Raw genomic sequence first — 25,556 nt, 5'->3', positions numbered from 1 at the left:
GAATATGATGTCTGCAGCAGAAGCACTGCGTCGCCTGCAGGAGGGCAATCGCCGTTTTGCCGCGGGTCTTAGTGGACAAAGTACCGAAGTGGATGAGAACAGGCGCAGGGAGCTGCTGTCCGGGCAGGCACCGTTCGCCATTATTCTCGGTTGCTCCGATTCGCGGGTTCCCGCCGAACTGGTGTTCGATCAGGGGCTCGGCGACCTGTTTGTGATCCGCGTGGCCGGCAACGTGGTGGCGCCGTCGCAGATCGGCAGTATCGAGTTCGCCGCCGAGTGCTTCGGCACGCCTCTGGTGGTAGTTCTTGGCCACTCCAACTGTGGCGCCATTCAGGCGACGCTCGATCAGCTGGAGCGGCCACAGGGCACGCGTTCGCCCAACCTGAGATCCATCGTCGATCGCATCCGCCCGGCGGTAGAGCCGCTGCTGGAGTCCGATACCAAAACAGACTGCAAGAAACTGGCGGCGAAAGCCGTGCGCGCCAATGTCCGCGCTTCCGCCAACCAGCTGCGGCACGGCTCGCAGATACTCGAGCAGCTGGTGGAGCGGGGTGATCTGCTGATCGTAGGGGCGGAGTACTCCCTCGAAACCGGTGAGGTGGATTTCTTCGAAGGCATGCCGGATTCCAGCACACAATGACCGCGACAAAAATGGGATGGATGCGCGGTGTGCTGATCGCGATCGACCAGCTGGGCAATGCGATTGCCGGCGGCAATCCAGATTCGACCATCTCGGCGCGCACCGGTTATTTCTCCCGCGTCGAGGAAACCCCCTTCCGACCCTGGTGGCTGACGATGGAGAAGGTGATCGATTTCACCTTCGAACCCATCGAGGGACCGGATCACTGCTACCGTTCCTTTCGCAATGACAATGAGGAGCACTGGGAGGGCAGCGACCTGATGCGCGGTCTGCTGGGGGTGATCATCATCCTCACCTGCCTGCCACTCTCGCTGCTGACCAGACTGTACGCGCTGGTATTTCGGCCATTGGAAAAAACAGGCCGGCAGTGACGCCGGCCTCTGTTATTTACCGAACGGCTGCCGCGGTCAGTTGCGGCTGTTCCGGTAGCACATCCGCACGACTGCTTTTACGTCCGGCCAGCTTGCGCAGGGCCACATAGAACACCGGGGTCAGGAACAGGCCGAACAGGGTTACACCGATCGTGCCGGTAAACACCGTGATCCCCATGGAGCTGCGCACCTCGGCGCCGGCGCCGCTGGCGAACACCAGCGGCACCACACCGGCGACGAAGGCCACGGACGTCATGATGATCGGGCGCAGGCGCAGGCGGCAGGCCTCCAGCGCGGCGCGCACCGGATCCAAGCCCTTTTCAATTTCCAGCTCGCGCGCGAACTCGACGATCAGGATGGCGTTCTTACAGGCGAGTCCCATCAGCACCACCAATCCCACCTGCACGAACACATTGTTGTCGCCGCCAGTGAGCCAGACGCCGAACAGCGCTGCCAGCAGGCACATGGGTACGATCAATATCACCGCCAGCGGCATGACCCAGCTCTCGTAGAGCGCCGCCAGCACCAGGAACACCAGCAGCAGCGCCAGCGGGAATACCAGCATGGCGGTATTGCTGCGGTTGGTCTGCTCGAAGCTGAGATCCGTCCATTCGATATTCATGCCCGCGGGCAGCGTCTGCGCGGCCACGCGTTCGACCGTTGCCAGGGCCTCGCCGGACGACAGCATCGCCGGGTCGGACTGGCCCAGCAGGTCCGCGGCCGGATAGCCGTTGTAGCGGATCACCGGGTCGGGGCCATAGCTCTGCTTCAGCTGCACCATGGTGCTGATCGGCACCATCTCGCCGCGATTGTTGCGGGTGTAGAGATGATCGATATCCGCGATCTCGTCGCGGAAGGGCGCGTCCGCCTGGGCCATCACCCGGTAGGTGCGGCCGAACAGATTGAAGTCATTGATGTACAGCGAGCCGAAATACAGCTGCAGCGTGCCGAACAGGTCGTCCAGGCGCACGCCCTGGGCCTTGGCCTGCAGGCGATCCACCTCCGCATCCAGCTGCGGCACATTGGCCTGGTAGGAGCTGAACGGATAGCTCAGCCCCGGCGTCTGGCTCAGTGCGCCGGCCAGCTGGTTGGTGGCCGTCTGCAATTCGCCATAGCCGGCGCCGGTGCGGTCCTCAGCGCCGCGGCGATTCTGAATATACAGCGAGTAACCAGAGCCGGCGCCGAGGCCGAAGATCGGCGGTGGCATAAAGCTGACCGCGAAGCCCTCCTTGATCTGCGCCAGCTTGCCATTCAGCTCCGCGGCAATTTCCTTGGCACTGCGCTCACGCTCGCTGAAATCGGCGAACAGCACGAACACGGTGCCGACGTTCGGCGTATTGGTGCGCTGCAGCGCATTGAAGCCGACGAAGGCCGCGGCGTGGGACACGCCCTCCGTTTCGAGTGCCAGCTCACTGACACGCCGCGCCACTGCCTCGGTGCGATCCAGGGAGGCACCTTCCGGCAGGCGAATGCTGCCGACCAGGTAAGTCTTGTCCTGGGTCGGTATAAATCCGCCAGGTACCTGGTTGAACATGTATGCAGTACCGGCGAGCAGCAGAAGATAGACGGCGAAGACCAGGCCGCGGCGATTCAGGCTGCGGCCCACCAGTCCCTGGTAGCGCTCGGCATTCTTGTTGAAGAAGCGGTTGAACGGGCGGAAGATCCAGCCGAAAAGGCAATTGATAACCCGCGCCGGCATATCTGGCGCGGCGCCGTGCGGCTTCAGCAGTGTCGCCGCCAGCGCCGGCGACAGGGTCAGCGAGTTGATCGCGGAGATGACCGTGGCGATCGCAATAGACATCGCAAACTGGCGGTAGAACTGGCCGGTGATGCCATCGAGAAACGCCATGGGCACGAACACCGCGCACAGCACCAGGCTGATGGCGACGATCGGGCCGCTCACCTCGCGCATCGCCTGGTGTGCGGCGGCGAGCGGTTTCAGCCCCTCCTCGATATTGCGCTCGACGTTCTCCACCACCACGATCGCGTCGTCCACGACAATGCCGATGGCCAGCACCATGCCGAACAGCGTCAGGGTGTTGATTGAAAAGCCGAGCAGCAGCAGTACGGCAAAGGTGCCCACAATGGAAACCGGCACCGCCAATAGCGGGATCAGCGATGCGCGCCAGGTCTGCAGGAACAGGATTACCACCAGCACCACCAGCAGCACGGCTTCCAAAAGTGTCTTGATCACCGCCTTGATCGAGGTGCTGACAAAAACCGTCGGGTCGTAGGCGATCTCCCACTCCAGGCCTTCCGGGAAATGGTCGTCCAGCTCGGCCATTTTGTCCCGCACGGCCTGTGAAACCTCCAGCGAGTTGGAGCCGGGTGCCTGGAAGATTGGCAGTGCCACCGCCTGGCGACCGTTCAGCAGTGCGCGCAAGGCGTCCTCGGACGATGACAGCTCGATGCGGGCGACATCGCTGAGCCGGGTGATCTCTCCGTCGCTGCCGGTCTTCAACACCACATCGCCGAACTCCGCTTCGCTGACCAGACGCCCCTTGGCATTGATGGAGATCAGGAAATCGTTTTCGCCGGGCATCGGCTGGGCGCCGATCTGGCCCGCGGAAACCTGGACATTCTGTTCGCGCACGGCGCCGACGATATCGGCGGCCGTGACGCCGAGCGCGGCGGCCCGCTGTGGGTCCACCCAAACGCGCATGGCGTAGTCGCCGGAGCCGAACAGCCCCGCCTGACCGACACCGGGAATGCGGGCCAGTTCGTCGCGAATATGCAGTAACGCGTAATTGCGGATATAGATCGCATCGAAACGGTCGTCCGGCGAAATCAGGTGGACGGCCATCATCAGGTTGGGCGACTGCTTCTGGGTAGTGACGCCCTGGCGGCGCACGTCTTCCGGCAGTCGCGGCAGTGCCTGGGATACGCGGTTCTGCACCTGTACCTGCGCCAGATCCGGATCCGTGCCCAGCTTGAAGGTCACGGTCAGCGACAGGGTGCCGTCACTGCCGGCGACCGACTTCATATAGATCATGTTCTCCACGCCGTTGATGGCCTCCTCCAGCGGCGTGGCGACGGTTTCGGAAATGGTCTTCGGGTTGGCGCCCGGATAGCGCGCAGTGACGGCCACACTGGGCGGCACCACCTCCGGGTATTCACTGACGGGCAGCACCGGAATGCTGATCAGGCCGACGACGAAAATAATGATCGACAGCACCGATGCAAAGATGGGGCGGTCGACGAAGAAGCGGGAAAAATTCATGGAGAGTTACCCCGTGTATGGCATGGGATGGCCACGCCATTTTTCGGAATTAAACAAATTCTCTGTAGGAGCGGCGGGGTGGCCACCGGCGGATGGCCGCCCCGCCGCTCCTACAAGGGGGGATTTAACGGCTGGCAACCTGCCGTGTGGTGTCCGGCCCGCTCATCGCCACCAGCTCCGGCTGCACCGGCATGCCGGGGAAGAATATTTTCTGCAGGCCGTTGACCACGATCAGGTCGCCGGGCAGCAGTCCGCTGCGGATCACCACCAGGTCGCCCTGCTGCGGGCCGACTTCCACCTCGCGGCGCTCGGTCAGGTTTTTCTCGCTGACCAGATAGACATAGCGGCGATCCTGATCGGTCAGTACGGCCTTGCTGTTCACCAGCACGGCCCGGCTCAATTGTTCTGTCGGCATCTCCACCCGGGCGAACTGGCCCGCTCTGAATGTGCCATCGGCGTTGGCCACCACGGCGCGGAATTGAATGGTGCCGGTGTGGCTGTTCAGGCGGTTGTCGACAAAGTCCAGCTCGCCGGTGTGCGGATAGCCCTGCTCGCCGGCGAGGCCGATGCGCACCTGGGGGCGCTGCTCCTGATTCAATAATGCGCGACTGCTGCCAAACGTCTGCTCGTCGCTTTCGAAGTACACATACATCGGATCTACCGACACCAGCGTGGTCAGCAGCGTCTGGTCCGCATTGGCGAGATTGCCGCGGGTGACATAGGCGCGGCTGACGCGGCCGCCGATCGGGGCCTTGACCACCGTGTACTGCAGATCCAGGCGCGTATTTTCCAGTGCCGCCTCGGCGGCGCTCACGGCGGCAGCCGCGGAATCGCGCGCAGCCACGCGCTGGTCATACTCCTCGCGGGAAATCGCACGGCTGTCCAGCAGCTGCTGTGCGCGTTCCGCCTGGCCCTTGTTCAGTATCAGCTGGCTCTGCGCGCGCGCCAGCTCGGCCTGTGCCGCGCGCTCGCGCGCGCGGTAGGGGCGCTGATCGATCGTAAACAGCACATCGCCGCGCTGCACCAGGTCGCCTTCGGTAAACGACACCCGGTCGATATAGCCGCTGACACGCGGGCGCAGTTCGACGGTTTCCGGCGCGGCCACCCGCCCGGTAAAGCCGCTCCACAGCGTCGCCGGCGCGGCGGTCACCTCCGCCACCTCCACCGCCGCGGGAGGCGGCTGCTGACCGCCCGGTTCTCCGGTGCCGCATCCCGCCAGCGCCAGCGCGGTCAAGGCCATCAGAGTGAATCTCAGTTTGTTCGCCATAACGTGTTCGCTTCCTCTATTAATCACGCCTCGGTTACGGAACCGTCGATTGCGCAGTGGAAGGGCTGGGGGCAGCGCTTCCGATGGCTGCAAACCTTAGCGGTGGGAGGTGAGATGGCGATATCCGGTTACTGCGTAGTGATTGCCTATTTCTGTTTGGCTTTTGATAAAACCTTTCGGTCATTTATATAATCAAAATTATTCGATGTAAGCGCGGCTGGCGGTTTTTGCGATATTTTTCCGTTGGTCAGAGGCGGCGGGAACTGGCACTTGGTGGGCGGCTTGCATATTACTGCGGGGTGATTGCCTAATTCTGCAAAGATCTAAGGGTGTTGCCTAAAACTCCGTATACTGAGCTCCAGCCTGATGAAATCTGCCCGGGGATTCCGGACTGGGAGGGGTAAATATGTCGGTTGAGCGAGAGCGAACCAATGTCGGCACCAGCGATCTCGAGCTGGTCCGTGAAAAACTCGTGCACAAGATGATGCGCTGGACGCCGGAGCAGGGGCTGCAGGAAACCGCCCTGGCGGGGGTCGACTTGATCCGCTCCGACGAGGCGACCAGCTGCACCGCTGCGGTATACGAACCGTCTCTCGGTTTTATTATCCAGGGCAAGAAGTCCCTCGAGTTGGGTGACAAGGAAATCAGCTACGGTGCGCTGAATTACGTCGCCTCCTCGGTGCATTTGCCGGTGCTCGGCCGGGTGGAGGAGGCTTCTCCGCAACATCCGTATCTGGCCATCCGGCTGATCATAGATCCGCAGGAAGTGACCGACCTGGTGTTGGAGCTGGGGGACAAGGCGCCGGAACTGGAGGCGGAATTCGATTGCTCCGAGATCGGCTGCGGCCTCTGTGTGGCACAGATGGACCTGGCCATGCTGGAAGCGGTGAACCGCCTGGTGAGCCTGCTGGATACGCCATCCGACGCGGCGATACTGGCGCCGCTGGCGCGGCGGGAAATCATCTACCGCGCGCTGATGGGCGATATGGGTGCGCGCATGCGCAAGTTCGCCGTGGTCGACAGCCAGGCCAACCGTATCTCGCGGGTTATCGCCGTGCTCAAGGACCGCTTTTCAGAGCCGCTGCGCATCAGCGAGCTGGCCGATCGGGCCAACATGAGCGAGTCATCCCTGTACCACAGCTTTAAGCAGGTTACGCGCATGTCGCCGCTGCAGTTCCAGAAAAGGCTGCGGCTGCAGGAAGCGCGTCGCCTGATGCTGACGGAGGGGTTGGAGGCGGCTTCCGCCAGTTACCGCGTGGGTTACGAAAGCCCGTCCCATTTCAGCCGCGAGTACAGCCGCATGTTCGGACTGCCGCCGCGCGCGGACGTCAGCAAGCTGCGCGGTGAACAGCGCGTGCCGGCCTGACTATTTTGCAGCCGCACTCTTGCAAGGTTTTGTTGTGGGAGCCTGCCCTGCAGGCGATTGGACCATAGCCTTGGCCGCACCCTAATCGCCAGCAGGGCTGGCTCCCACAGCAGTTTTGCTTCCGACCAGAATCTATCAAATGTTGTCTGATTCTGTTTACGAGGGCTTGGGTGCGAACAGGCTGCACCAGCCCTCGGGGCTGATTTTGCCCTCGACCACCTTGCAGGCCTCGGGCGGTTCGAACAGCACGCAGTCGGCACATTTCTGCCCGTTCTTCGGCGTGTCCTGATACTGCACCGCCTCCTTCGCCGCTTTGCCCTGGGCGACCGCGCGATCGGTTGCAATCAGCGCGACTGGCAGCAGCGCGGCGGCGCAGCCGGACAATTTGATAAATTCCCGCCGCGTGATGCCCTGATTCCGCTTGCTCATGACAGGTCTACCTCCCGAGTTTTGGGGGCCGAGGGTTTTCGACATCTGTCTTTCAGATTAGCCCGGAAGTGGGGATTTGCCGCGGTCGTATAGTCATTGCGGTTGAGATTGAAATTGAGAATCTATCGCGTTTGCCCTGTGCGGGCGGCACATTGCGTACCGCCCTTGTCAGCAGGTGGGAAATTAGCGATACAGCAGCACTTTGCCGACGGACTTGTCGTCGCTCTGTGATACCACGCGTATCTTCAGACCGTAGGAGCTAATCGCGCGGCCTGCATCGGGAATCGCCGCGTTGCTGTAATCGGCGCTGTCATCAAACACCGGGTTGCGCTTGGTCTGATTGTCGCGCAACAGCAGGTTGTAGTTTTCCATCAGGTCCAGAGTGACCTTGTCCGACTTGTCGATAGCGAAGGCGGCATCGCGCACCTGATAGCGGGTAGAGGCCACCGAGTGGTCGTTCCAGGTATTGATATGCTGGTCCGCGTCCACGACGCCAAGGAAGCCGTTGCCCGGGTGCACGCCGACCCAGTTGTTGTCATAGCTGGTGTCTGCATACCAGACCACCAGACCCTCATTAAACGGCAGCATTTCGCCGGCGACATTTACATGGGCCAGCCCCCGATCAATACCTCGATGGGTGCGCCACTCGAGCAGATAGTAGTGGTCATGCAGGTTGAAGCCCGGATTGCGAGTAAAACCGGTGAGAGCGAATACACCGTCACTTTCCGCATCATCTGCCAGAAGCTGAGAGCCATCGACATTGACAACAATATCGTCGGCATAGAAGCCCGGGTTGGAGACAAAGCCATCGGTCAGGTAATAAAACACCAGGTGGAACTGCTGGCCGACATAGGCACTGAGATCAAACTCCGCGTCTACCCAGCCACCGGAGGCGCCGGTGATACCGTGACCCGGGTTTTGTCCGTTGGGGTTGGATACCGTGGTGATATTACCGGGGATCGGGTTGAGGCCACCGGCGTTGTAGACCATGACCATACCGTAGTCCCAGTCCTGCTCGATATCGTACCAGGCGTTGAAGGAGAGGCTGGCGCTGCCAGCGTTGCGAAGATCGACGGGTACCAGCATATAGTTCTGCAGGTTGTCTCCACTACCGCTGAAGTAGGCGTATTCGCCGCTGGTCGGTATGGTAACGATCACCGGTTTCTTGGGCAGATCTATGCGCAGTGCGTCGTTGTTGGTCCCCTTGTGCACTGCCTCGTCCAGTAGCGCTTCCAGACCCGCGGCTGGGATCTCTTCCAGTGCAATGGTGGTGCCGCGCAGCCAGTTGCCGCCATGGTTGTGTTGCAGGAACTCCTTGGCCCAGGCGGAGAAACCGGTTGGTTCGGAACCGGGAACCACGCCCGCCCAGCTGCCGTTGGACATCACCGACCAGGCGGAGACCGGTTCGCCGCGGCCCGTATACTGAGTGTCGTACTCATCGGGCAGGCCCAGGTCGTGGCCGTACTCGTGGCTGACCACCCCGGCGGCAGCGTCGGCCGGCTGGATGGTGTAGTCGTAGGCCGCCATCGATCCCTCCCAATAATCCACTTCGCTTTCCGTACCGGGAATGGCGAAGATTCCACCCAGGTTCCAGCGATGTGCCCAGATGGCGTCCTCACCCAATTGGCCGCCACCGGCTTCTTCGCCGACAGAGGAGTGGAAAATCATCACGTGGTCCACCAGGCCGTCGGCCTCCCAGTAGTTACCATCGCCATCCAGGTCATAGCGGTCTTCGATATCGAAGTCCGACAGGTTTACCTCGGGGTCGGCCGCCGCGGCCAGTAGAGCTTCACGCACCAGTGCGCGCGCATCGCCATCGACATTGTTGCCGTAGAAGGCCGCGGGCCGGCTTGCCATATACCAGCCGGCCACGGCGCCTTCCACGCTGTAGCTGTTGCCGGACTGCTGCCAGTAAAACTGCTGCATCGACAGCAGGTTTTCGCCGCCCGGCCCGCTGAAACCCCGTTCGGAGAACAGCAGATCCGCATAGTGGTCGGCCGCGTAGTCCGCGTAGTACATATCGGTTTCGCCGGGCTGGATGCTGTTGTGCGGAAAATCGGGGAACTCCATCAGAATGGCCAGCACGCGGGCGGTGCGCGTATCGCCCGCGTAGGCCTCAATCTGCAATGGAGCCGGTCGCTGCTTCTTGCCGATACCCAGTTTATTGCCGTTGCCACTTTGCAGAGACTGGGTGCCCTTGCTCGCCTTTCCGAGCGCCATCATCTGCACGCCTTCACTGGACATATTCTGGGCCTGAATTGCCCCCTTGGCGGCGCGCTCTTTCAGGTAGTCGCGCAGTGACTGTTCGGCTTCGGTAAAGGTGGCATTTTCACCGATGCGCCCGGAACGCTTGAGCATTTCCATCAGCTTGGTTTCGTTGGCGACAGCCAGGTCCAGTGGCCCGCCATTGGCCATTGGTTTTTCGGCCGCATGGGTGCTGCCTGCGATCAGGCCAATAGCCAGAGCACCTATCGACAGTAAACGGTTGGGTTTAAACATGGTTCCCTCTATTTCATTTTTTCTGTTGCGGGGATGGATTTGGCGGGTCACTGCAGAGGGAGGGGAAAAAAGAAAAGCGCAGCCGTGCGCCGATTTCGAGCCGTCCCTAGCCCGCGGTGAACTGCGCGGAATTCAGCCCGCGCAGGTCACTGAATGTTTAACGCGTTGTCGCCAATTTACCGCAATGAATAATGCGCCAAATTGTGAGAATGGTTTCTGGTATTGGCCGTTGTGGTACGGTTTGTCCTAATTAGAGGGAAAAGCAAGTCTGCAAATACTAATCGATTAATTTCGGCCAGGGCAGCCACAAGCTGATCTGCAAGCCGCCATCGGGACGGTTTTGCAGCTGAATCTGTCCTCCGTGCGCATCGACTATCTCCCGGCAGAGCGCGAGGCCGAGCCCCACGCCCTGGGGCTTGGTGGAATAGAAAGGCAGCAGCGCCTGCTGCAACACTTTCTCGCTCATACCGCAGCCGCGGTCGCGAACGACCAGTTCCTGGCCACTGTTGTCGGCGCTGATCTGCAGTTCAGTGTGCTCGCGGTCGCTGCCCGCCTCGGCGGCATTCTTGAACAGGTTCAGCAGCGCCTGTTCTATCTGTACCGGGTCGAAATAGCCGGGGCGGCTGGGCAGGTCTCCCCGCAGGGTGAACTGGTGCAGCGGCGCAATCCGGTCGATCAGCTGATGCCACTGTACCGTCTCGCAGCTGGGGGCGGGCAGTTTGGCGAAGCGGGCATAGCCCTGGGTGAACTCGGTCAGATGCTGGCAGCGCTCGGCAATAACATCGAAAACCTTTTCCAGTGCTGCCGCCTTGTCGGGCTGCTGGATCAATAGTTTGCCGCTGTGGGCCATCGAAGAAATTGGCGCCAGGGAATTGTTCAGCTCGTGGCTGATCAGGCGGATGACCTTTTTCCAGACCTGGACTTCGGCGCGGGTCAGCTCCCGGGTCATTTCGCGAATAACGATCAGCCGGTGTTTCTGTGCGTTGAGTACGAAGGTGCTGTTGCCGATGTGCAGGGAGCGGGTACTGTCGCCATCGCTGTAACTGAACAGGCCATCCTGTTGTGCGGTTATAGCGTCAGCCAGTCCCTGCGGGCAATTTGGCAGTATCCGCTCCAGCGTCAGTCCCTGTATCGGTTTGCCGCAATTGAGCAGATGGCGGGCGCTGCTGTTGGCGTAGATGATGTGATCGGCCTGGTCCACCAGCAGCAGTGCCTGCGGGGAACTCTGGATCACTGTGTCCAGCAATAGCTCGCGCTGGTAAATATGCGCGCGCTCCCGCCGCAATATCTCGCCCACTTCATTGTAGAGCCTGGTCAGTTGACCCAACTGGTCACTGCGTTTGGTCGTCAGCGACACGGAGAAGTCGCCGTCGCGAAAATTCAGCAGCCCGCCTTCGAGCGCACTCAGCGTTCGCGTTAGCGGAACAGTGACGAATCGCAACAAAAACAGAATGATTACCAGCGCCAGCAACAGACCGGCCGCCCAGGCCAGGCGAGTGTCGATACCGAATTGCAGCAGCGCAAACGGAATGCTGGTGCCGACAACTGCGGCCAGCAGGGAAACGGCCGCAATACGGCCTTCGAGAGAAAACGGCTTGGACATGACTGGCACTGGATTGGGTTTGGTTTCTGTGGGAGCCTGCCCTGCAGGAAATCAGTAGGGAATTCCGTACTTATCCAGGCGGCGGTACAGCGCCTGTCTGCTCATGCCGAGTTCCCGCGCCGCCTGGGCGATAACGCCATCGCAACTGGCCAGGGTCTGCTCGAGCAATTCACGGCTGGGTTCGAAGCTCACGTCGACTCTGTCGGTGACATGCTGCACCGGCAGGGCGAGGATGTCCTCGTCGATGATCTGCGACCGGCACAGTACCGAAGCGCGCTGCATGGTGTTCTGCAATTCGCGCACGTTGCCCGGCCAGCGGTAGCGCATCAGCGCCGACTGCGCCTGCGGCGACAGCTGCTTGGGCTCTCCCGGTCCCATATCGAGAAAGCTGCGTGCGAGGGGAAGTATATCTTCCGGCCGCTCGCACAGCGGCGGCAGCTTGAGCTCGATCACGTTCAGCCGGTAGAAGAGGTCCTGGCGAAAATGACCGTCGGCAATCTGCTGCGGCAGGTCGCTGTTGGTGGCGCTGATCACCCGCACTTTGACCTTGCGCGTCTGACTGCTGCCCAGGCGTTGGAATTCACCGGTCTGCAGCACTCTTAACAGCTTGACCTGGCCGCTGGCCGACAGTTCACCGATCTCGTCGAGAAACAGGGTGCCGCCGTCGGCTGCCTCGAAGCGCCCCTGGCGGGCGCGATTGCCGGCACCGGTGTAGGCGCCCGGCTCGGCACCGAACAGCTCCGCCTCCATCAGTTCCTCGGGCAGTGCGCCCACATTCACCTTGATATAGGGGCCGTCGCGCAGCGGTGAATTGGCCTGGACTATATCGGCAATCTTTTCCTTGCCGGCACCGTTGGGGCCGGTGATCAGCAGCGGCACATCGGACCTGGCCACCTGGGTGGCCATCTCCAGCAGCTTCTGCATGGAATTACTGCGGTAGATGATGCCCTGCAGGTCGAAATTCTGCCGCAGCTGCTCGCGCGCCTGCAGCGACTGCTGTTGTGCTCTGCGCTGCTGCCGCTGCAGCTCATTCAGTTCGAGCAGGTTTTTCACCGTGGAGATCAGCTTGTTATCGTCCCAGGGCTTGCCGAGGTAGTCGGCCGCCCCTGCTTTGACCAGTTCCACGGCCATTTCCAGCTGCGTCCAGGCGGTGAGCAGGATCACCGGCAGGTCTGGACTGATTTCGCGGATCGCGTAAAACAGCTCGCGCCCCTCTTCGCCTGACGTGGTGTCCGCGGTGAAATTCATGTCCTGGATGACCAGGCTGATATCCCCGTGCTCGCGCAGCAGTTGCAGGCCGGCCTGTGGCGTGATGGCGCTGAGGGTTTCGATCTGGTGCAGCGACAACAGCAGTTCCAGGGCGGAGATGATGCCCGGGTTGTCGTCGATGATCAGGACCTTGTCCATGGCGGTACCGGTGATTATTGTGAGTGCGCATTATGCACTGACAGGGAGACACGGCGAAACAGGCCGTGGCTCTCCGAGAGAGGGGGGGCCCGGCAGTAAAAGTTGCCGGGTTGGCAGTCAGGTTATTCGGAAGCCCCTTGGGCAGGCTTGTGGTCGTAGCTCAGTACTCGGGCGAGCTTCCACTTTCCGGAAACCTTCTGCCAGACGTGGGTGAACTGGCCGGTTTCACGCAGCACCGGTTCCTTTCCCTCCGGGAGACCGTAAAACTTGTGGGTGCCGATCTGGATGGCCCCGAAATTATTGAGCGGATAGATTTTTACGCTGTCGGCCACCAATTCTCTCCTGGCCTTGACGTTCCTGCCACTTTGCCGCCCCTCGCACATATCCGCGACTGAACTCAGGAATTCCGCACCCGAATCTGCGTTTTTACCCCATTTGTCGTGATAGAACTCGAAGTCGTCCGTCACCAGATCCTGCGACGCATCCAGATCGCAGTTATTGAACACTGCGTCAAACAGTATGCGGTCGGCGTCGGTTATTTCGGCTACGAGCTCCGAGGATGTCGAAGGGCCGGATACCACCGGGTGTTCCTCCGCAGAGGTTGAAACACTCGCGCAGGCGATGCCTGTCAGAAACAGGGCTGTGATCTGTTTACGCATAAGTACTTCCTTGATTGGCGCTCAGGAAAAAAGGGGGGGGAATATTCCATCCCCCATTTTCGTTTTTCTAGTTTGTGCCGCTTACACGTTGCGCGTCGCCATCGCCGGTGAGGTATTGGCCGCGCGCAGGGCCGGTACCAGTGCCGCCGCCAGGCTGACGCCGAGCAGTATTAGCGCACAGGTCAGCATCACCGACATTGGCAGCGCCGGCTGCTTGAAGGACTCGACCATTACCCCATTGGCGATCTGCGCGGCGGCCATGCCCAGCGCGATGCCGGTGCCGGCGATCATGCAGTTTTCCAGCAGGAAGTAGCGGCCGATGGCGGCACGGGTGGCGCCGAGGGCGCGGCGCACGCCGATCTGCTTGCGGCGCTGGTTGATCCAGAAGCTGGTGAGGCCGACGATGCCCAGGGCGATAATAAAGGTCAGCAGGGCCATGACTGCGGCAAGCACTTTGATCATGGTGTTGTCGCGCGCATAGCTCTGGTTTTTTTCTTCTTCCAGCGTTTCCACCTCGATCACCCGCTGCGGGTCGCGTTCGCTCAGTTTGGCTTCAATCTGCTTGAGCACCGCATCCCGCTGGCCCGGCTCGGTGCGTATCAGGTAGCGCATAAAGAGGTTGCCTTCTGCGAGGAACAATTCCGGGAAAAATACGGCATTGCCCGCCCTGGACCAGCTGACCCAGGCGCCCAGGTGGCGCTCCACCACGCCAATGATCTCGATCGGATGGCTGCTGCGGTCACCGTAGAGGTACTTGCCCACCGCACTTTCACCGGGGTAGAGGGTCTCCGCGAACTGCTTGGTGATAATTACCACGTTGGAATCCCGATTTTCGTTGATGCTCGCAATCTGCATTTCCGAAACTTCGAAATTGCGCCCTTCGGCCAGTTTCAGGCCCAGCGCCTCGATGAAATCCGGGTTGGTCTGGTAGTAGTTGGCCGCTTCGCCGCCGGTTTCCTGATTCGGCTTGTTGTAGTACTGGGAAGCGGAGCCGCTGCCCGACAGCGGGAAATGGTTGCTGTGGGTTGCCTGGAGCACGCCCGGAATATTGCGCAACAGTTCCAGGTCGGCACTGACCGCCGCGGGCATGTCGTAGTTCTGCGATACCGGCTGGAAGAAGACGGTGATGATATCCTCCACCGCCATGCCGGTCGGGCGCGCGATCTTCTCGCTGCGCTCGCCAACGATAACGCTGGCGTTGCTGACGATCGCCAGTGTCAGCGCCAGCTGCAGGGCGATCAGCAGCGCGGCGATCTTGTTGCGCCACAGGGCGGACAGAATTGGTCTGAGTTCCAACATGGTACTTTCTCCTTTGGCCTTGCGGGCTCCGTTGTCCTTGTGGGCGTTATTGTGTTTTCAGGTAGATGGAGGGATTTGTGCGGCTGATGCGCCAGGCCGGATACAGGCCCGCCAGCAGGCTCGCGACTATGGCGAGACCGATGGCCGCGAGCACCATCACCCAGTCCATGGAGGCGATATTGTCGAAGCGCCCCATCTGCAGCAGGCGTATCCCGCTCAGTCCCGCCACCGTGAGCAGGATGCCGGCAATACCGCCAATCAGGCCGATACAGCCGCTCTCCATCAGGTGCTGGCTGAAAATGGCGCCGCGGCTGGCACCCAGTGCGCGGCGCACGCCGGCTTCCGGCGCCTTGCGCAGGAATTTGGCCAGCAGCAGGGCTACGGCGTTGATCACACACACCAGCAGGAACGCCAGTGACAGCCAGCCGAGCACCCGGTTGTCATCGCTCAGCACTTCATTGACCACCAGCCACTCCGAGGGCTGGGTGAGCCCGAACTTCAGCGGCCGCGGGTAGCGGCCCTCGGCCTTCTGGCTCTGGATGTAGGCGGTGAGGAAATTTTCGTAATCCTTTTTCTGCTGGCTGTTCTCCAGTTCGACCCAGTACTGGATCCACACATAGTGGCTGTTGAGGAAGTCCTCGTAACTTTCGATGTCCTCACTCTTCCAGCCGTTGGTATTACCCCAGGAGTAGATCTGCAGCTGTCGGTGCAGGCCGAAGGGGAGATAGATGTCTGCGGAATCGTTGAAGGCGCCGTTGTTCAGGTCGTGGACCTTGGGCGAGGGGTTCCAGTGCTCGATAACCCCCATCACGGTATAGGGCTCGCCGCTCAGGTTGATGGTGCGGCCGACACTGTTTTCGCCATTGAACAGTTTTTCATTGGTTGCCTTCGACAGCACGACCTGTCGCTGCGGATTGGTGTCCGCCTCTTTGTTCCAGGTGCCGCCGTGGATAAACGGGATATCGAACAGGGCAAAGAAGTCAGCGGTCGTTACGCGAATGTCCGCGGTGAACGGGCGCAGCTCTGAATTCTCCTGACTCACGGTACCGCCCCAGCGGTGCATCGCCACCTGGCGCACGGGAATGTCCGAGCGCAGCAGCGCGGTAGCGTCGCGGTAGCTCAGTTCCCAGGGCATTTGGCTGTCGTTGTTGGCGGCGTTTTCGGCGCCCCAGCTGTCCAACTGCACGGCGTAGAGCACCTGGTCCTTATGCTGCAGCGCGTTCTGCGACATCATGTAATTCAGGGTGAGCGTCGTCATGGAGGCGCCGACGCCGACGGCGATGGCGGCGATCATCAGCGCACTCATGACCGGCGTACTGCGCAGGCTGCGCATCGCCAGGGAAAAGTAGTATCCGAACATGGCTGTCTCCTCAGGCGTTGGCGGCTTCCGCGACCACGTGGGCGCGTTGCAGATCGGACAGCTGGCCGTCCACTACCTGGATATTGCGGTGCGCGCGGCGCGCCAGATCCGGGTCATGGGTGACCATGACGATGGTAGTGCCCCACTCGTTGATAAATTCCAGCAGCTCCATCACCTGGCGCGCCATCAGCGAGTCGAGGTTACCGGTCGGTTCGTCCGCGAGCAGGAAGCGCGGTTCGCCGGCCAGGGCGCGGGCGATGGCGACGCGCTGCTGCTGGCCGCCGGACAGCTGTGCCGGCAGGTGCTTGGCGCGCGCCGACAGGCCGACCTGCTCCAGCACCTTCTCAATGCGCTTCTTGCGCTCCTTGGCATTGAAACCGCGATAGCGCAGCGGTACGTCGATATTGTCGAACAGGTTCAGGTCCGGGATCAGGTTGAAGCCCTGGAAGATAAAGCCAATCTTCTCGTTGCGCAGGCGCGAGCGCTCGCGGTCGTTCAGATTGCTGACGTCCTGGCCGTCCAGCAGGTACTGGCCGCCGGTGGGGGTTTCCAGCAGGCCGGCGATGTTGAGGAAGGTGGTCTTGCCGGAGCCACTGGGGCCGGTGACCGAGACAAATTCCCCCTCGGCCACTTCCAGGCTGAAATCGCGCAGCGCATGGGTTTCGATGGTATCGGTGCGGTAACTTTTGCGGATACTTTGCATTTTCAGCATGGTGATTTCCCTTTTGTTTAATCTTTGAAACTTCGTGCTTGCTGTTTGGTTCTGGGTTCGTGGCGGCGCCGCTGCCGGCAGATGTTTGTGGGACACGCTGTGAATACATCCCTGTACGCTCTCCGCGGCCATCCGTGGCCGCGGAAGGTCCCACAAACATCTCCCGGCATCAGGGCCTTCGATTCAAGCTTCAGTGTTTTTGGCAGCCTTCTAACGGTCACTTTTTTTCAATCTTTCAGCGCAACCAGCTGCGCGTTTTCCAGCTCCTCGGCGGCGGAGACAATGATGCGGTCTCCCTCTTTCAGGCCGGAGACTATCTCTACCTGGCTGAGGCCGAGGGCGCCGATCTGGATGGGCACGCGCTCTGCCTGCTGCGCGCCGTTCAGGCGGAATACATAGCGGCCGCCGCTCTGGTCGAGGAAGCTGCCGCGCTTGACCAGCATCACGTCGTTGCGGTTTTCCAGCAGGATGCGCGCGGTCAGGCGCAAATTCTGGCGCAGGTTCTGCGGCTGGCCATCGGTGAAGCGGACGCGGGCCTGGACCTGGCCGTTGATCACTTCCGGCGAGATCGCAGTGATCTCGCCGGGCAGTTTTCTGCCGCTGAGATTGATCTCCACCGCCATGGCCAGGCCCAGGTCGTCGGCGTAGTTTTCCGGGACCATGGCTTCCAGTTCGAAGCTGGTGAGGTCCACCACGGTGATCAGCGGTGCGTTGGCAGCTACCGCGCTGCGCTGGGCCACGGCGAGGCTGCCGATGGTGCCGTTGACCGGCGACAGGATGTTCAGGTCGCGCACCCGGCGCTCGAGCTCCTCTACCTGCAGTTCCTGCTGCGAGGCCTGCAATTCCAGGGTCTGGGTTTCAAATGCGAGGGACTCTTTCTCCAGCTCGGCATTCTGCACCGCCTGTTGGTATTCCAGCTGCGCGCGCGCCAGGTCGTCACCGGCCTTCTCAAAGTCCAGCCGCGAGATGATCTGCTTCTCCATGGAGATTTGCGCGCGTTTGAGTTCGCGCTGGGCGGCGGTCAGATTGACCTTGGCCAGATCCGCCTTCTGCCGGTTTTCCAGCTGCTGGCGCTTGGCCTGGATCTTCTGTCGCTGCAGTTCCACGGTCAGTTTGTTGAGCAGGGCGTTTTCCTGGGCCAGCTGGTTGGAGAGTTCCGGGCTGTCCACTTCCGCCAGCAGCTGGCCCCGCTCGACACTGTCGCCGGCCTTGACCGCAAACTTGACGATACCCTGCGCGGGGCTATACAGAGTGGGGCTGTTGGCGGCGATGACCTTGCCCTGCACGACCAGATCGCGTACCAGATTGCCTCGTTCGACCTGCGCGATATTGATCCGTGCCAGGGACAGGGTGCCGTCCACCGAACCGGTCGCATGCCAGGCGCTCACGCCCCAGGTGAGGAAGGCGAGCGACAGCACCGCGCCGGCGGCGGCTTTCAGTATTCTGGGGTTTTTCCACGGCGGCACAGCGGCGATTTGTACGTCCTGCCCGGATGTGTCTCTGATCATTGCGGCTTTCCGTTTCTCTTTCTCTCGTGGACTGCTAGTAGCCGGTGTGTCGCTTATGAAGGTTGTGACGCGCCGGCAAGCGAATTTGGATGCACGGGGCAGAAACGCGATTTGCCCCGGCTCGCCATCTTCTAGAGCAAGGGCTGTGCCAGCTTTTTCACGAACCGTAACATATTGAAAAGTAAGGAGTTTGTGTCCTTTGGGCAGCGGTGGATATGGGCGCAGGTGTCCGCTTGGAGTGTCCGCTGTCCGCTCCGGTCGGCGCCGGACATGGGCCCGCATTTCCCGCCAACCTCCTGCTGCGGCGGCCACAGGGTACGCCCTGATTGCCTTTCGCTCGGTCGGAGTGCTCGACGTATCGCAAATACGCCTGCGCCGCTCCTCGGTCGCGGAAGACTGCCATGACGAACCCTGTGGCCTCCTCGCTACGGACGTTGGTGGGAAATGCGGGCCAGAGTCCTTTTGTGATAGAGTGCGCGGCCTTTTTTTGACCAATTCCGTAACTGTTTCTTATGTCGCTCCCCGCATTATTCTCTTCAACCAAGGCCGACTGGTTCGGCAATATCCGCCGCGACGTGCTCGCCGGCCTGGTGGTGGCCCTGGCGCTCATTCCAGAAGCCATCGCCTTCTCCATCATCGCCGGCGTGGACCCGCGGGTCGGCCTCTATGCCTCTTTCTGTATCGCGGTGGTGATCGCCTTCGTCGGCGGGCGCCCGGGGATGATTTCCGCGGCAACCGGCGCCATGGCGCTGCTGATGGTGACGCTGGTGAAGGAGCACGGCCTGCAGTACCTGCTGGCAGCGACCCTGCTTACCGGCGTGCTGCAGATTGTCGCGGGCTACCTGAAGCTGGGCAGCCTGATGAGTTTTGTCTCGCGCGCGGTGGTGACCGGCTTCGTCAATGCGCTGGCGATTCTGATCTTTATGGCGCAGATACCCGAACTGACCGGCGGCAACTGGCAGGTATACGCGATGACGGCCGCGGGTCTGGGGATCATCTACCTGTTCCCGTATATCCCGGTAATCGGCCGCACAGTGCCGTCGCCGCTGGTGTGCATACTGCTGCTGACGGCGGTGGCAGTCACACTGGGGCTGGATATCCGCACCGTGGGCGATATGGGCGAACTGCCGGACACCCTGCCGCTGTTCCTGTGGCCGGATGTGCCGCTCAACTTCGAAACACTGCAGATCATCTTCCCCTACTCGGCGGGCCTCGCGGTGGTGGGCCTGCTGGAATCCCTGATGACGGCGACCATCGTCGACGACCTCACCGATACGCCGAGCGACAAGAACCGCGAGTGCAAGGGGCAGGGGGTGGCCAATATCGCCACGGGGCTGTTGGGCGGCATGGCCGGTTGCGCCATGATCGGCCAGTCGGTGATCAATGTGAAATCCGGCGGCCGCGGGCGTCTGTCCACGCTGGTCGCCGGTGTCGGCCTGCTGACGCTGGTGGTGTTCCTGAGCGACTGGGTGGCGGTGATCCCGATGGCGGCGCTGGTGGCGGTGATGATCATGGTGTCCATCGGCACCTTTAACTGGGACTCCATCCGCAACCTGAAGCGCCTCCCGCTGTCCACCAACCTGGTGATGCTGGCCACGGTGATTGTGGTAGTGTGGACCCACAACCTGGCCTATGGTGTATTTGTCGGTGTGCTGCTGGCGTCGCTGTTCTTCGCCAACAAGGTGAGCCACTTTATGTATGTGGCCAGCGAACTGGATGAGACCGCGAACTGCCGCACCTACCGGGTGATCGGGCAGGTGTTCTTCAACTCCGCCGACAAGTTTGTCGCCGCCTTTGATTTCAAGGAAGTGGTGGATAAAGTGGTGATCGACCTGAGCCGCGCCCACTTCTGGGATGTCTCGGCGGTGCACGCGCTGGACAAGGCGGTGATCAAGTTCCGCCGCGAGGGCGCGCAGGTGGAGCTTGTCGGATTGAACGCGGCCAGCGAGACCATCGTCGACCGCTTTGGTGTGCACGATAAGCCCGAGGAAATTGAAAGGGTACTTGGGGGCTGAACGTTGCGCTCAGCCCCCATGGAGGACATTAATGACCGTCAACAACAGCGCCAATAACAATAACAGCGGGAACAATAAGGAAGTCAACGGCAGCAGCCGGCGGCCCAACGAGACCCTGCATGAGGCCATGGTGCTGTCCTGTATCGACGGCTCCCACTTCACCAGCGCGGTGTGCGACTACGCCGCCTGGATCGCGGCCAGACTCTCCGCGCCGCTGAAGTTGCTGCACAATATCGAGCGCGGCAATGTGCCTGCAGTGGCGGATCTCACCGGCAGCATCGGTCTGGGCAGCCAGGAGGAACTGCTGGAGGAGCTGACCGCGCTGGAGCAGCAGCGCTCCCGCCTGATGGTACAGCAGGGCAAACTGATGCTGCAGGCGGCGCGAGAGCGCGCCGAGCATGCGGGCGTGCAGCAGGTGATCACCTGTCAGCGCCACGACAGCCTGAGCGAGTCCGTGATCGAACTGGAAGACCATATTCGCGTGCTGGTACTCGGCATTCGCGGCGAGGAGCACGGCGGCTCCGAGCAGGGCCTGGGCGCGCACCTGGAAACAGTGGTGCGCTCACTGCACAAACCCATTCTTGTCGTTAACCGGGAGTTCGAGCCGCCGCGCCGGATCATGCTCGCCTACGACGGCAGCGAAGCGGCGCGCAAGGCGCTGGCGCTGGTGGCCGGGAGTCCGCTGTTCCGCGACCTCTCCTGCCACCTGGTCTATGTCGGCCCAGCCGCGACTGCCGAGCGATTGCTGGCCGAGGCCAGCGCGGTGCTGGACGGCGCCGGACTGGCAGTCACCGCGAGCCGGCTCGAGGGCAAGACGGTGGAGGCGCTCACCGCCTACCAGGCACAGCACCGGATTGACCTGACGGTAATGGGTGCTTTCAGCCACAACCGCCTGCGCGATCTGCTGATGGGCAGTATTACCGCCAAGATGTTGTTGAGCACGCGGCAGCCGCTGTTGCTGCTGCGATAATTCTGTAGATATCCATCTGCAGACCAAGCATTGCCTGGCTCGTCATACCGGCGCAGGCCGGTATCCAGTTCCGTGGCACCTGGGTTCCGGCCTGCGCCGGAATGACGAAAGAATATTGTAGGGGTGGCACCTTGATCACCGTGAGAGTGGCCGATGGAAAACAATAAAAAACTGGAAGAATACCGCCGGCGCTACCGCGCGGAATTTATCGGGGCCGGTTACAACGGCTGGCTGCATCTGGCGTTTACCGTCAGCGCCAGCGTGGCGGTGATTACCTACAGCCTGTTCCTGCTCAAAGATCCCACCTGGTACCAGTGGCTGACGGTACCGCTCGCCTTTATCTATACGAACCTGATGGAGTACTGGGGCCACCGGGGCCCGATGCACCATCGGCGCAGGTTATTGGGCGGGGTCTATCAGCGCCACACCCTGCGTCACCACCGTTTCTTTCGCCAGGATGCGATGGCCTACGGCGGCAGCCGCGACTTTCACGCGGTGCTCTTCCCGCCGGTGCTGGTGGTGTTCTTTCTGCTGGTCACGGTAGTGCCGTCGGCGCTGCTGGTGCACTGGCTGCTCGGCGCCAACGTGGCCTGGCTGTATGTGGCCACCGTGTTCGGCTATTTCCTGAATTACGAGCTGCTGCACTTCAGCTACCACATGCGCGCGGAGTCATGGATTGGCCGGCTGCCGGGCATGGCGGCGCTGCGCCGGCTGCACACCCAGCATCACGACCCGCGCCTGATGCAGCACTACAATTTCAACATCACCTATCCCATTGGCGACTGGCTGTTCGGCACCCTCTATTGGCCCGAGGCGGTCGAGGATCGGGCGCCGTCCGCCGCCAGCAATTAGCGCCGCTTTCTCCTCAGGCTTCCCGCAGCAATCCGCCATTCAGGTTGGCGGGCAGGGCGACATCCATGCGCTTGGGCCTGTCCAGTTGCAGCTGTGCCATCAGCTGCGCGTATTCGCGCTGGTCGCGGACCTGCAGCCGCGGGTTGTGGCGCCGCTCCTCGCCGATGGTGCTCGAAGTCATGCCGCGGTAGTCGTGCCCCGGGTAGACGACAGTGTCGTCTTTGAAACACAGGATCCGGTCCACCAGGCTGCGATACTGCTCGCCGGCGTCGCCCTACTGGAAATCGGTGCGGCCGGTGCCGCGGATCAGCAGGGTATCGCCGGTAAACAGCCAGTCGGCGGGCTTCGCCGGCAGCCGGAAGCAGTAGGAGTCGTCCGTGTGGCCCGGGGTGTACAGGGCCTGCAGCCTGACCTGCTGCAGGCAGAGCCACTCGCCATCGGTCACTTTGCGGGTGAGGCCGCGCGCCTGCGAGCGCTCGCCGTGCACCGTCTCGCAGCCGTAGATTGCGCGCAACCGGCCCAGCGCGGAGATGTGGTCCGCGTGGACGTGGGTGTCGATGGCGTATATCAACTCGAGTTCGAGTTCCGCGATCAGCTGCCGGTAGATTTCCAGCTTTTCCAGCACCGGGTCTATCAGCAGTGCCTGACCGCCCAGGCCGTCGGCAAGCAGGTAGGTGAAGGTGCAGGAGTCGTCATCGAACAGTTGTCGAAACAGCATGGGTTTTCCCGTTCTTTTTGTTATCTATCAGATTTGGGTTTTCGCCAGGGTGGCGGCCATCATGCCGACGACACTGATGGCGAAGAGTTTCTGCAGTCTCGGGCCGCTGATGCCGCGGGCGAGCAGGGTGCCGGCGACGATGCCGGTCACTGCACCCAGGCTGCTGTAGCCGAGGGTCTGTAGCGGTACGTCGGCGACGGCCAGCAGGTGGAAGGCGAAGCCGGCGGCGCTGACCAGTGCGATAACGACCAGCGAGGTGCCGACGGCTGATCTGGCCTCCATGCCCAGGTGCAATGTCAGCAGCGGCACTATCAGGAAACCGCCGCCCACGCCGAAGAGTCCGGACAGCAGCCCCGCCGCGGCGCCGGCCAGCAGCAGCGCTCCGCTGCTCGAGCCGTTCGCGGGAAGCGCGTTGGCAACGGGTGCATATCGGTGGCGGCCGGCCTGCTGCCACATGCGCACCGCGAGCGATATCGCCAGCAGGGCAAAGCCGCTCAGCAGCAACTTGGCATCGATCTGCGCGCCCAACCAGCGCCCCACCGGCGCGGCCGGCATGCCGGATACCGCCAGCAGCAGCCCCGGCCGCCAGGCCAGATCCCGGCTGCGGTTGCGCAGCAGCACGCCGGTGAGCGCCGCGGCGCTGACGGCACCCAGGGACATGCCCATGGCGTCATTGATCGGCAGGCCGAGCAGCACGATATAGAGCGGCACGGCGAAGATGGAACCGCCGGCCCCGGTCAGGCCCAGCACCATTCCTACCACCAGGCCCACGCCGATGGTTTCGGCGATCACGTTACAGCCCCTGCGCCAGCGTGACCTCTTGTGGCGCGACGAACCAGCGCAGCTGCTCCGCCTGCGCCGGCAGTTCCAGGCTGTAGCGGACGGCACCGCGCCGCTCGCGGCAGAGCTCCCGTTCCGCGTGCGCGAGATATTCGCCCAGGGACATGCTTGCCTGTGCCTGTTCTGCCGCGGTGCGAACAGTGCCGAGCTGGCTGAAATCCAGGTTGGCGAGATTGGCCGCGGGCCTTGTCTTGATGTCCTGGTAGCGCCAGACGCCGTGGGCTTCATCGAAGCGATAGAAGGGCAGCAGTCGCCAGCCGTGTTCGGCGACCAGTTCCACCGCGCGCACCAGGTATTCGAAGGTTTCCTCGTCGATGAAGTAATTGAAGTTGAGCCGCACCCAGCCCGGCCGCAATACCATAAAACCTTCGAGCAGCTGCGCCTCCAGCGCCCTGCTGTAATCCATATCCATGCCCAGCAGTGCGTGGCCGTAGGGGCCGGCACAGGAGCAGCCGCCGCGGGCCTGGATGCCGAACAGGTCGTTCAGCAGCGCCACGACGAAACCGTAGTGCAGGTCGTCGCCGCGCCACTTGAAACGCAGTGAGGTAATGGACAGGCGCGGCGCATTCTTGTTGTTTATAGACGGACCGAGGATCTCGATGTTTTTGCACTCGGACCAGCGCGCCAGGGCGCGGCGCACGAAATCCGCCTCGCGCCTTTCTATCTCCTCGGTGCCCACCTGCTGCTGCAGCTTGAACACCAGCCCGGCGCGAATGGATTCGACGATCGCGGGCGTGCCGCCCTCCTCGCTGCGCTCGGCGTTGGTCAGATAGCGGTGGTCCTCCGGCGTCACATAGAGCACGGTGCCGCCGCCGGGTACCGCCGGCACCGTGTTGTTCAGCAGCTGCTGCTTGACCACGAGAATGCCGGGCGTGCCCGGGCCGCCGATAAACTTGTGCGGGGAGATAAACACCGCATCCTTGCGACTGTCGCCGTCCGCGGTTTGCTCGCCGGTCATGTCGATGGCCACATAGGGTGCCGCCGCCGCGTAGTCCCAGAAAGACAGCGCGCCGTGCCGGTGCAGCAGTCGCGCCACCGCATCCACGTCCGTCTTGATGCCGGTGACATTCGACGCGGCGGAGAAACTGCCGATCTTCAGCGGGCGCTCGGCATGGGCGCGCAGCTGGGTTTCCAGCGCGCGCATATCCAGCATGCCGTCTTCGTCGAGGGGAATGCACACCAGTTCGGCGATGCTCTCCCGCCAGGGCAGTTCGTTGGAGTGGTGCTCGTAGGGGCCGATAAACACCACCGGCCGCTCGTGCGGCGGGATCTGCTCCAGCAGCCGATAGCGCTGGTTCAGGTCCGCCGGCAGGCGCAGGTTGAGGATATCGATCAGCTTGTGCACGGCGGCGGTGGCACCCGCACCGCAGAAGATGACCCTGTCGTCCGGGCCCGCGTTGACCGCGCGGCGTATCTCGTCGCGCGCCTGTTCGCGCAGGGCGGTGGTCTGGGCGCCGGTGTAGGAGGTCTCGGTGTGGGTGTTGGCGTAGTAGGGCAGCACCTGCTCGCGAATCAGGTCCTCGATAAAGCCCAGCGCGCGGCCGGAGGCGGTGTAGTCGGCGTACACCAGCAGCTTGCGGCCAAAGGGGGTTTCGATCGGCTGCATATCGCCGATGACGGATTCGCGGATGCTTTTTATCAGTGCGTTCATACCCTGCTTCCCGACGCGTTTTGAGGCGCATACTTTAGAGGGTTAGGGGTGAAACAATGTCTCTGCCTGGGCCGGTTTTTTCTTTGTTTTCGATCCAATATTTCAAATAGCGCTATAATTCGGAACAATTATTCACTGGGGGTGTGTTAATGGGAACGTCATCCAACATT

Annotated in this window: 21 protein-coding genes; 6 read left to right on the top strand and 15 right to left on the bottom strand. The window is 61.9% G+C overall.

Annotated elements, in window-relative coordinates; translation table 11 throughout:
• Positions 1 to 4 precede the first annotated feature (4 nt).
• A complete protein-coding gene (locus tag RRF64_RS15535) occupies positions 5 to 640 on the top strand; it encodes a carbonic anhydrase (RefSeq protein WP_323846831.1) in 636 nt (211 codons plus the stop codon).
• Positions 637 to 1,011 carry a hypothetical protein gene (locus RRF64_RS15530; protein ID WP_323846830.1) on the top strand — a complete coding sequence of 125 codons (375 nt, stop codon included), beginning with the start codon at positions 637 to 639 and terminating at the stop codon, positions 1,009 to 1,011. Before RRF64_RS15535 ends, RRF64_RS15530 begins: the two co-directional genes overlap by 4 nt.
• Positions 1,012 to 1,027: 16 nt before the next feature.
• On the opposite strand, the gene RRF64_RS15525 is transcribed toward RRF64_RS15530, so the two are convergent.
• Positions 1,028 to 4,231: an efflux RND transporter permease subunit gene (locus tag RRF64_RS15525; RefSeq protein WP_323846829.1), complete on the bottom strand. Its 3,204-nt coding sequence runs from the start codon at positions 4,229 to 4,231 to the stop codon at positions 1,028 to 1,030.
• Between the two features lie 124 nt (positions 4,232 to 4,355).
• Complete coding sequence (locus tag RRF64_RS15520; protein WP_323846828.1) at positions 4,356 to 5,498, bottom strand: efflux RND transporter periplasmic adaptor subunit; 1,143 nt, start codon at positions 5,496 to 5,498, stop codon at positions 4,356 to 4,358.
• A 406-nt stretch (positions 5,499 to 5,904) separates the two neighbouring features.
• Between RRF64_RS15520 and RRF64_RS15515 the strand changes: the two genes are divergently transcribed.
• Positions 5,905 to 6,864 (top strand): AraC family transcriptional regulator, encoded by a 960-nt coding sequence (locus RRF64_RS15515; RefSeq protein WP_323846827.1) that lies wholly within the window; start codon positions 5,905 to 5,907, stop codon positions 6,862 to 6,864.
• Positions 6,865 to 7,020: 156 nt separating this feature from the next.
• On the opposite strand, the gene RRF64_RS15510 is transcribed toward RRF64_RS15515, so the two are convergent.
• The 9 genes from RRF64_RS15510 to RRF64_RS15470 form a co-directional block, all read right to left on the bottom strand.
• The gene (locus tag RRF64_RS15510; RefSeq protein WP_323846826.1) at positions 7,021 to 7,293 is read right to left on the bottom strand and encodes a high-potential iron-sulfur protein; all 273 of its coding nucleotides are present in this window, start codon (positions 7,291 to 7,293) and stop codon (positions 7,021 to 7,023) included.
• A gap of 183 nt (positions 7,294 to 7,476) precedes the next feature.
• On the bottom strand, positions 7,477 to 9,792 hold the full coding sequence (locus RRF64_RS15505; RefSeq protein WP_323846825.1) for an immune inhibitor A domain-containing protein: 2,316 nt from the start codon (positions 9,790 to 9,792) through the stop codon (positions 7,477 to 7,479).
• Positions 9,793 to 10,069: 277 nt separating this feature from the next.
• A complete protein-coding gene (locus RRF64_RS15500) occupies positions 10,070 to 11,395 on the bottom strand; it encodes a sensor histidine kinase (RefSeq protein WP_323846824.1) in 1,326 nt (441 codons plus the stop codon).
• Positions 11,396 to 11,446: 51 nt separating this feature from the next.
• A complete protein-coding gene (locus RRF64_RS15495; protein WP_323846823.1) occupies positions 11,447 to 12,802 on the bottom strand; it encodes a sigma-54-dependent transcriptional regulator in 1,356 nt (451 codons plus the stop codon).
• Positions 12,803 to 12,924: 122 nt separating this feature from the next.
• Complete coding sequence (locus RRF64_RS15490; RefSeq protein ID WP_323846822.1) at positions 12,925 to 13,461, bottom strand: nuclear transport factor 2 family protein; 537 nt, start codon at positions 13,459 to 13,461, stop codon at positions 12,925 to 12,927.
• An 81-nt stretch (positions 13,462 to 13,542) separates the two neighbouring features.
• Entirely contained in the window at positions 13,543 to 14,760 is a 1,218-nt protein-coding gene (locus RRF64_RS15485) for an ABC transporter permease (protein WP_323846821.1), read from the bottom strand.
• 46 nt (positions 14,761 to 14,806) lie between these two features.
• Entirely contained in the window at positions 14,807 to 16,120 is a 1,314-nt protein-coding gene (locus RRF64_RS15480; RefSeq protein WP_323846820.1) for an ABC transporter permease, read from the bottom strand.
• Between the two features lie 10 nt (positions 16,121 to 16,130).
• Positions 16,131 to 16,832 carry an ABC transporter ATP-binding protein gene (locus tag RRF64_RS15475; protein WP_323846819.1) on the bottom strand — a complete coding sequence of 234 codons (702 nt, stop codon included), beginning with the start codon at positions 16,830 to 16,832 and terminating at the stop codon, positions 16,131 to 16,133.
• Positions 16,833 to 17,059: 227 nt separating this feature from the next.
• Positions 17,060 to 18,340, bottom strand: coding sequence for an efflux RND transporter periplasmic adaptor subunit (locus tag RRF64_RS15470; protein WP_323846818.1), 1,281 nt, complete (start codon positions 18,338 to 18,340; stop codon positions 17,060 to 17,062).
• Positions 18,341 to 18,852: 512 nt separating this feature from the next.
• Between RRF64_RS15470 and RRF64_RS15465 the strand changes: the two genes are divergently transcribed.
• The 3 genes from RRF64_RS15465 (at position 18,853) to RRF64_RS15455 (ending at position 22,177) form a co-directional block, all read left to right on the top strand.
• Positions 18,853 to 20,355, top strand: a complete 1,503-nt coding sequence (locus RRF64_RS15465; RefSeq protein ID WP_323846817.1) for a SulP family inorganic anion transporter — start codon at positions 18,853 to 18,855, stop codon at positions 20,353 to 20,355.
• Between the two features lie 31 nt (positions 20,356 to 20,386).
• A complete protein-coding gene (locus tag RRF64_RS15460) occupies positions 20,387 to 21,325 on the top strand; it encodes a universal stress protein (RefSeq protein WP_323846816.1) in 939 nt (312 codons plus the stop codon).
• Between the two features lie 153 nt (positions 21,326 to 21,478).
• The gene (locus tag RRF64_RS15455; protein WP_323846815.1) at positions 21,479 to 22,177 is read left to right on the top strand and encodes a hypothetical protein; all 699 of its coding nucleotides are present in this window, start codon (positions 21,479 to 21,481) and stop codon (positions 22,175 to 22,177) included.
• Between the two features lie 13 nt (positions 22,178 to 22,190).
• Here the strand turns inward: RRF64_RS15455 and RRF64_RS15450 are convergent, their stop codons facing one another.
• The 4 genes from RRF64_RS15450 to RRF64_RS15435 are packed head-to-tail and all read right to left on the bottom strand — an operon-like array spanning position 22,191 to position 25,386.
• Positions 22,191 to 22,421, bottom strand: a complete 231-nt coding sequence (locus RRF64_RS15450; RefSeq protein ID WP_323846814.1) for a hypothetical protein — start codon at positions 22,419 to 22,421, stop codon at positions 22,191 to 22,193.
• A 30-nt stretch (positions 22,422 to 22,451) separates the two neighbouring features.
• Complete coding sequence (locus RRF64_RS15445; protein WP_323846813.1) at positions 22,452 to 22,895, bottom strand: MBL fold metallo-hydrolase; 444 nt, start codon at positions 22,893 to 22,895, stop codon at positions 22,452 to 22,454.
• A 27-nt stretch (positions 22,896 to 22,922) separates the two neighbouring features.
• Positions 22,923 to 23,687 carry a sulfite exporter TauE/SafE family protein gene (locus RRF64_RS15440; RefSeq protein ID WP_323846812.1) on the bottom strand — a complete coding sequence of 255 codons (765 nt, stop codon included), beginning with the start codon at positions 23,685 to 23,687 and terminating at the stop codon, positions 22,923 to 22,925.
• A 1-nt stretch (position 23,688) separates the two neighbouring features.
• A complete protein-coding gene (locus tag RRF64_RS15435) occupies positions 23,689 to 25,386 on the bottom strand; it encodes an aminotransferase class V-fold PLP-dependent enzyme (protein WP_323846811.1) in 1,698 nt (565 codons plus the stop codon).
• Between the last annotated feature and the right edge of the window lie 170 nt (positions 25,387 to 25,556).

Source organism: Microbulbifer magnicolonia, assembly GCF_035117725.1.
Taxonomy (GTDB): Bacteria; Pseudomonadota; Gammaproteobacteria; order Pseudomonadales; family Cellvibrionaceae; genus Microbulbifer; species Microbulbifer magnicolonia.
Note: the sequence above shows the minus strand (reverse complement) of the source record. Positions and strands in the feature narration are given on the sequence as shown.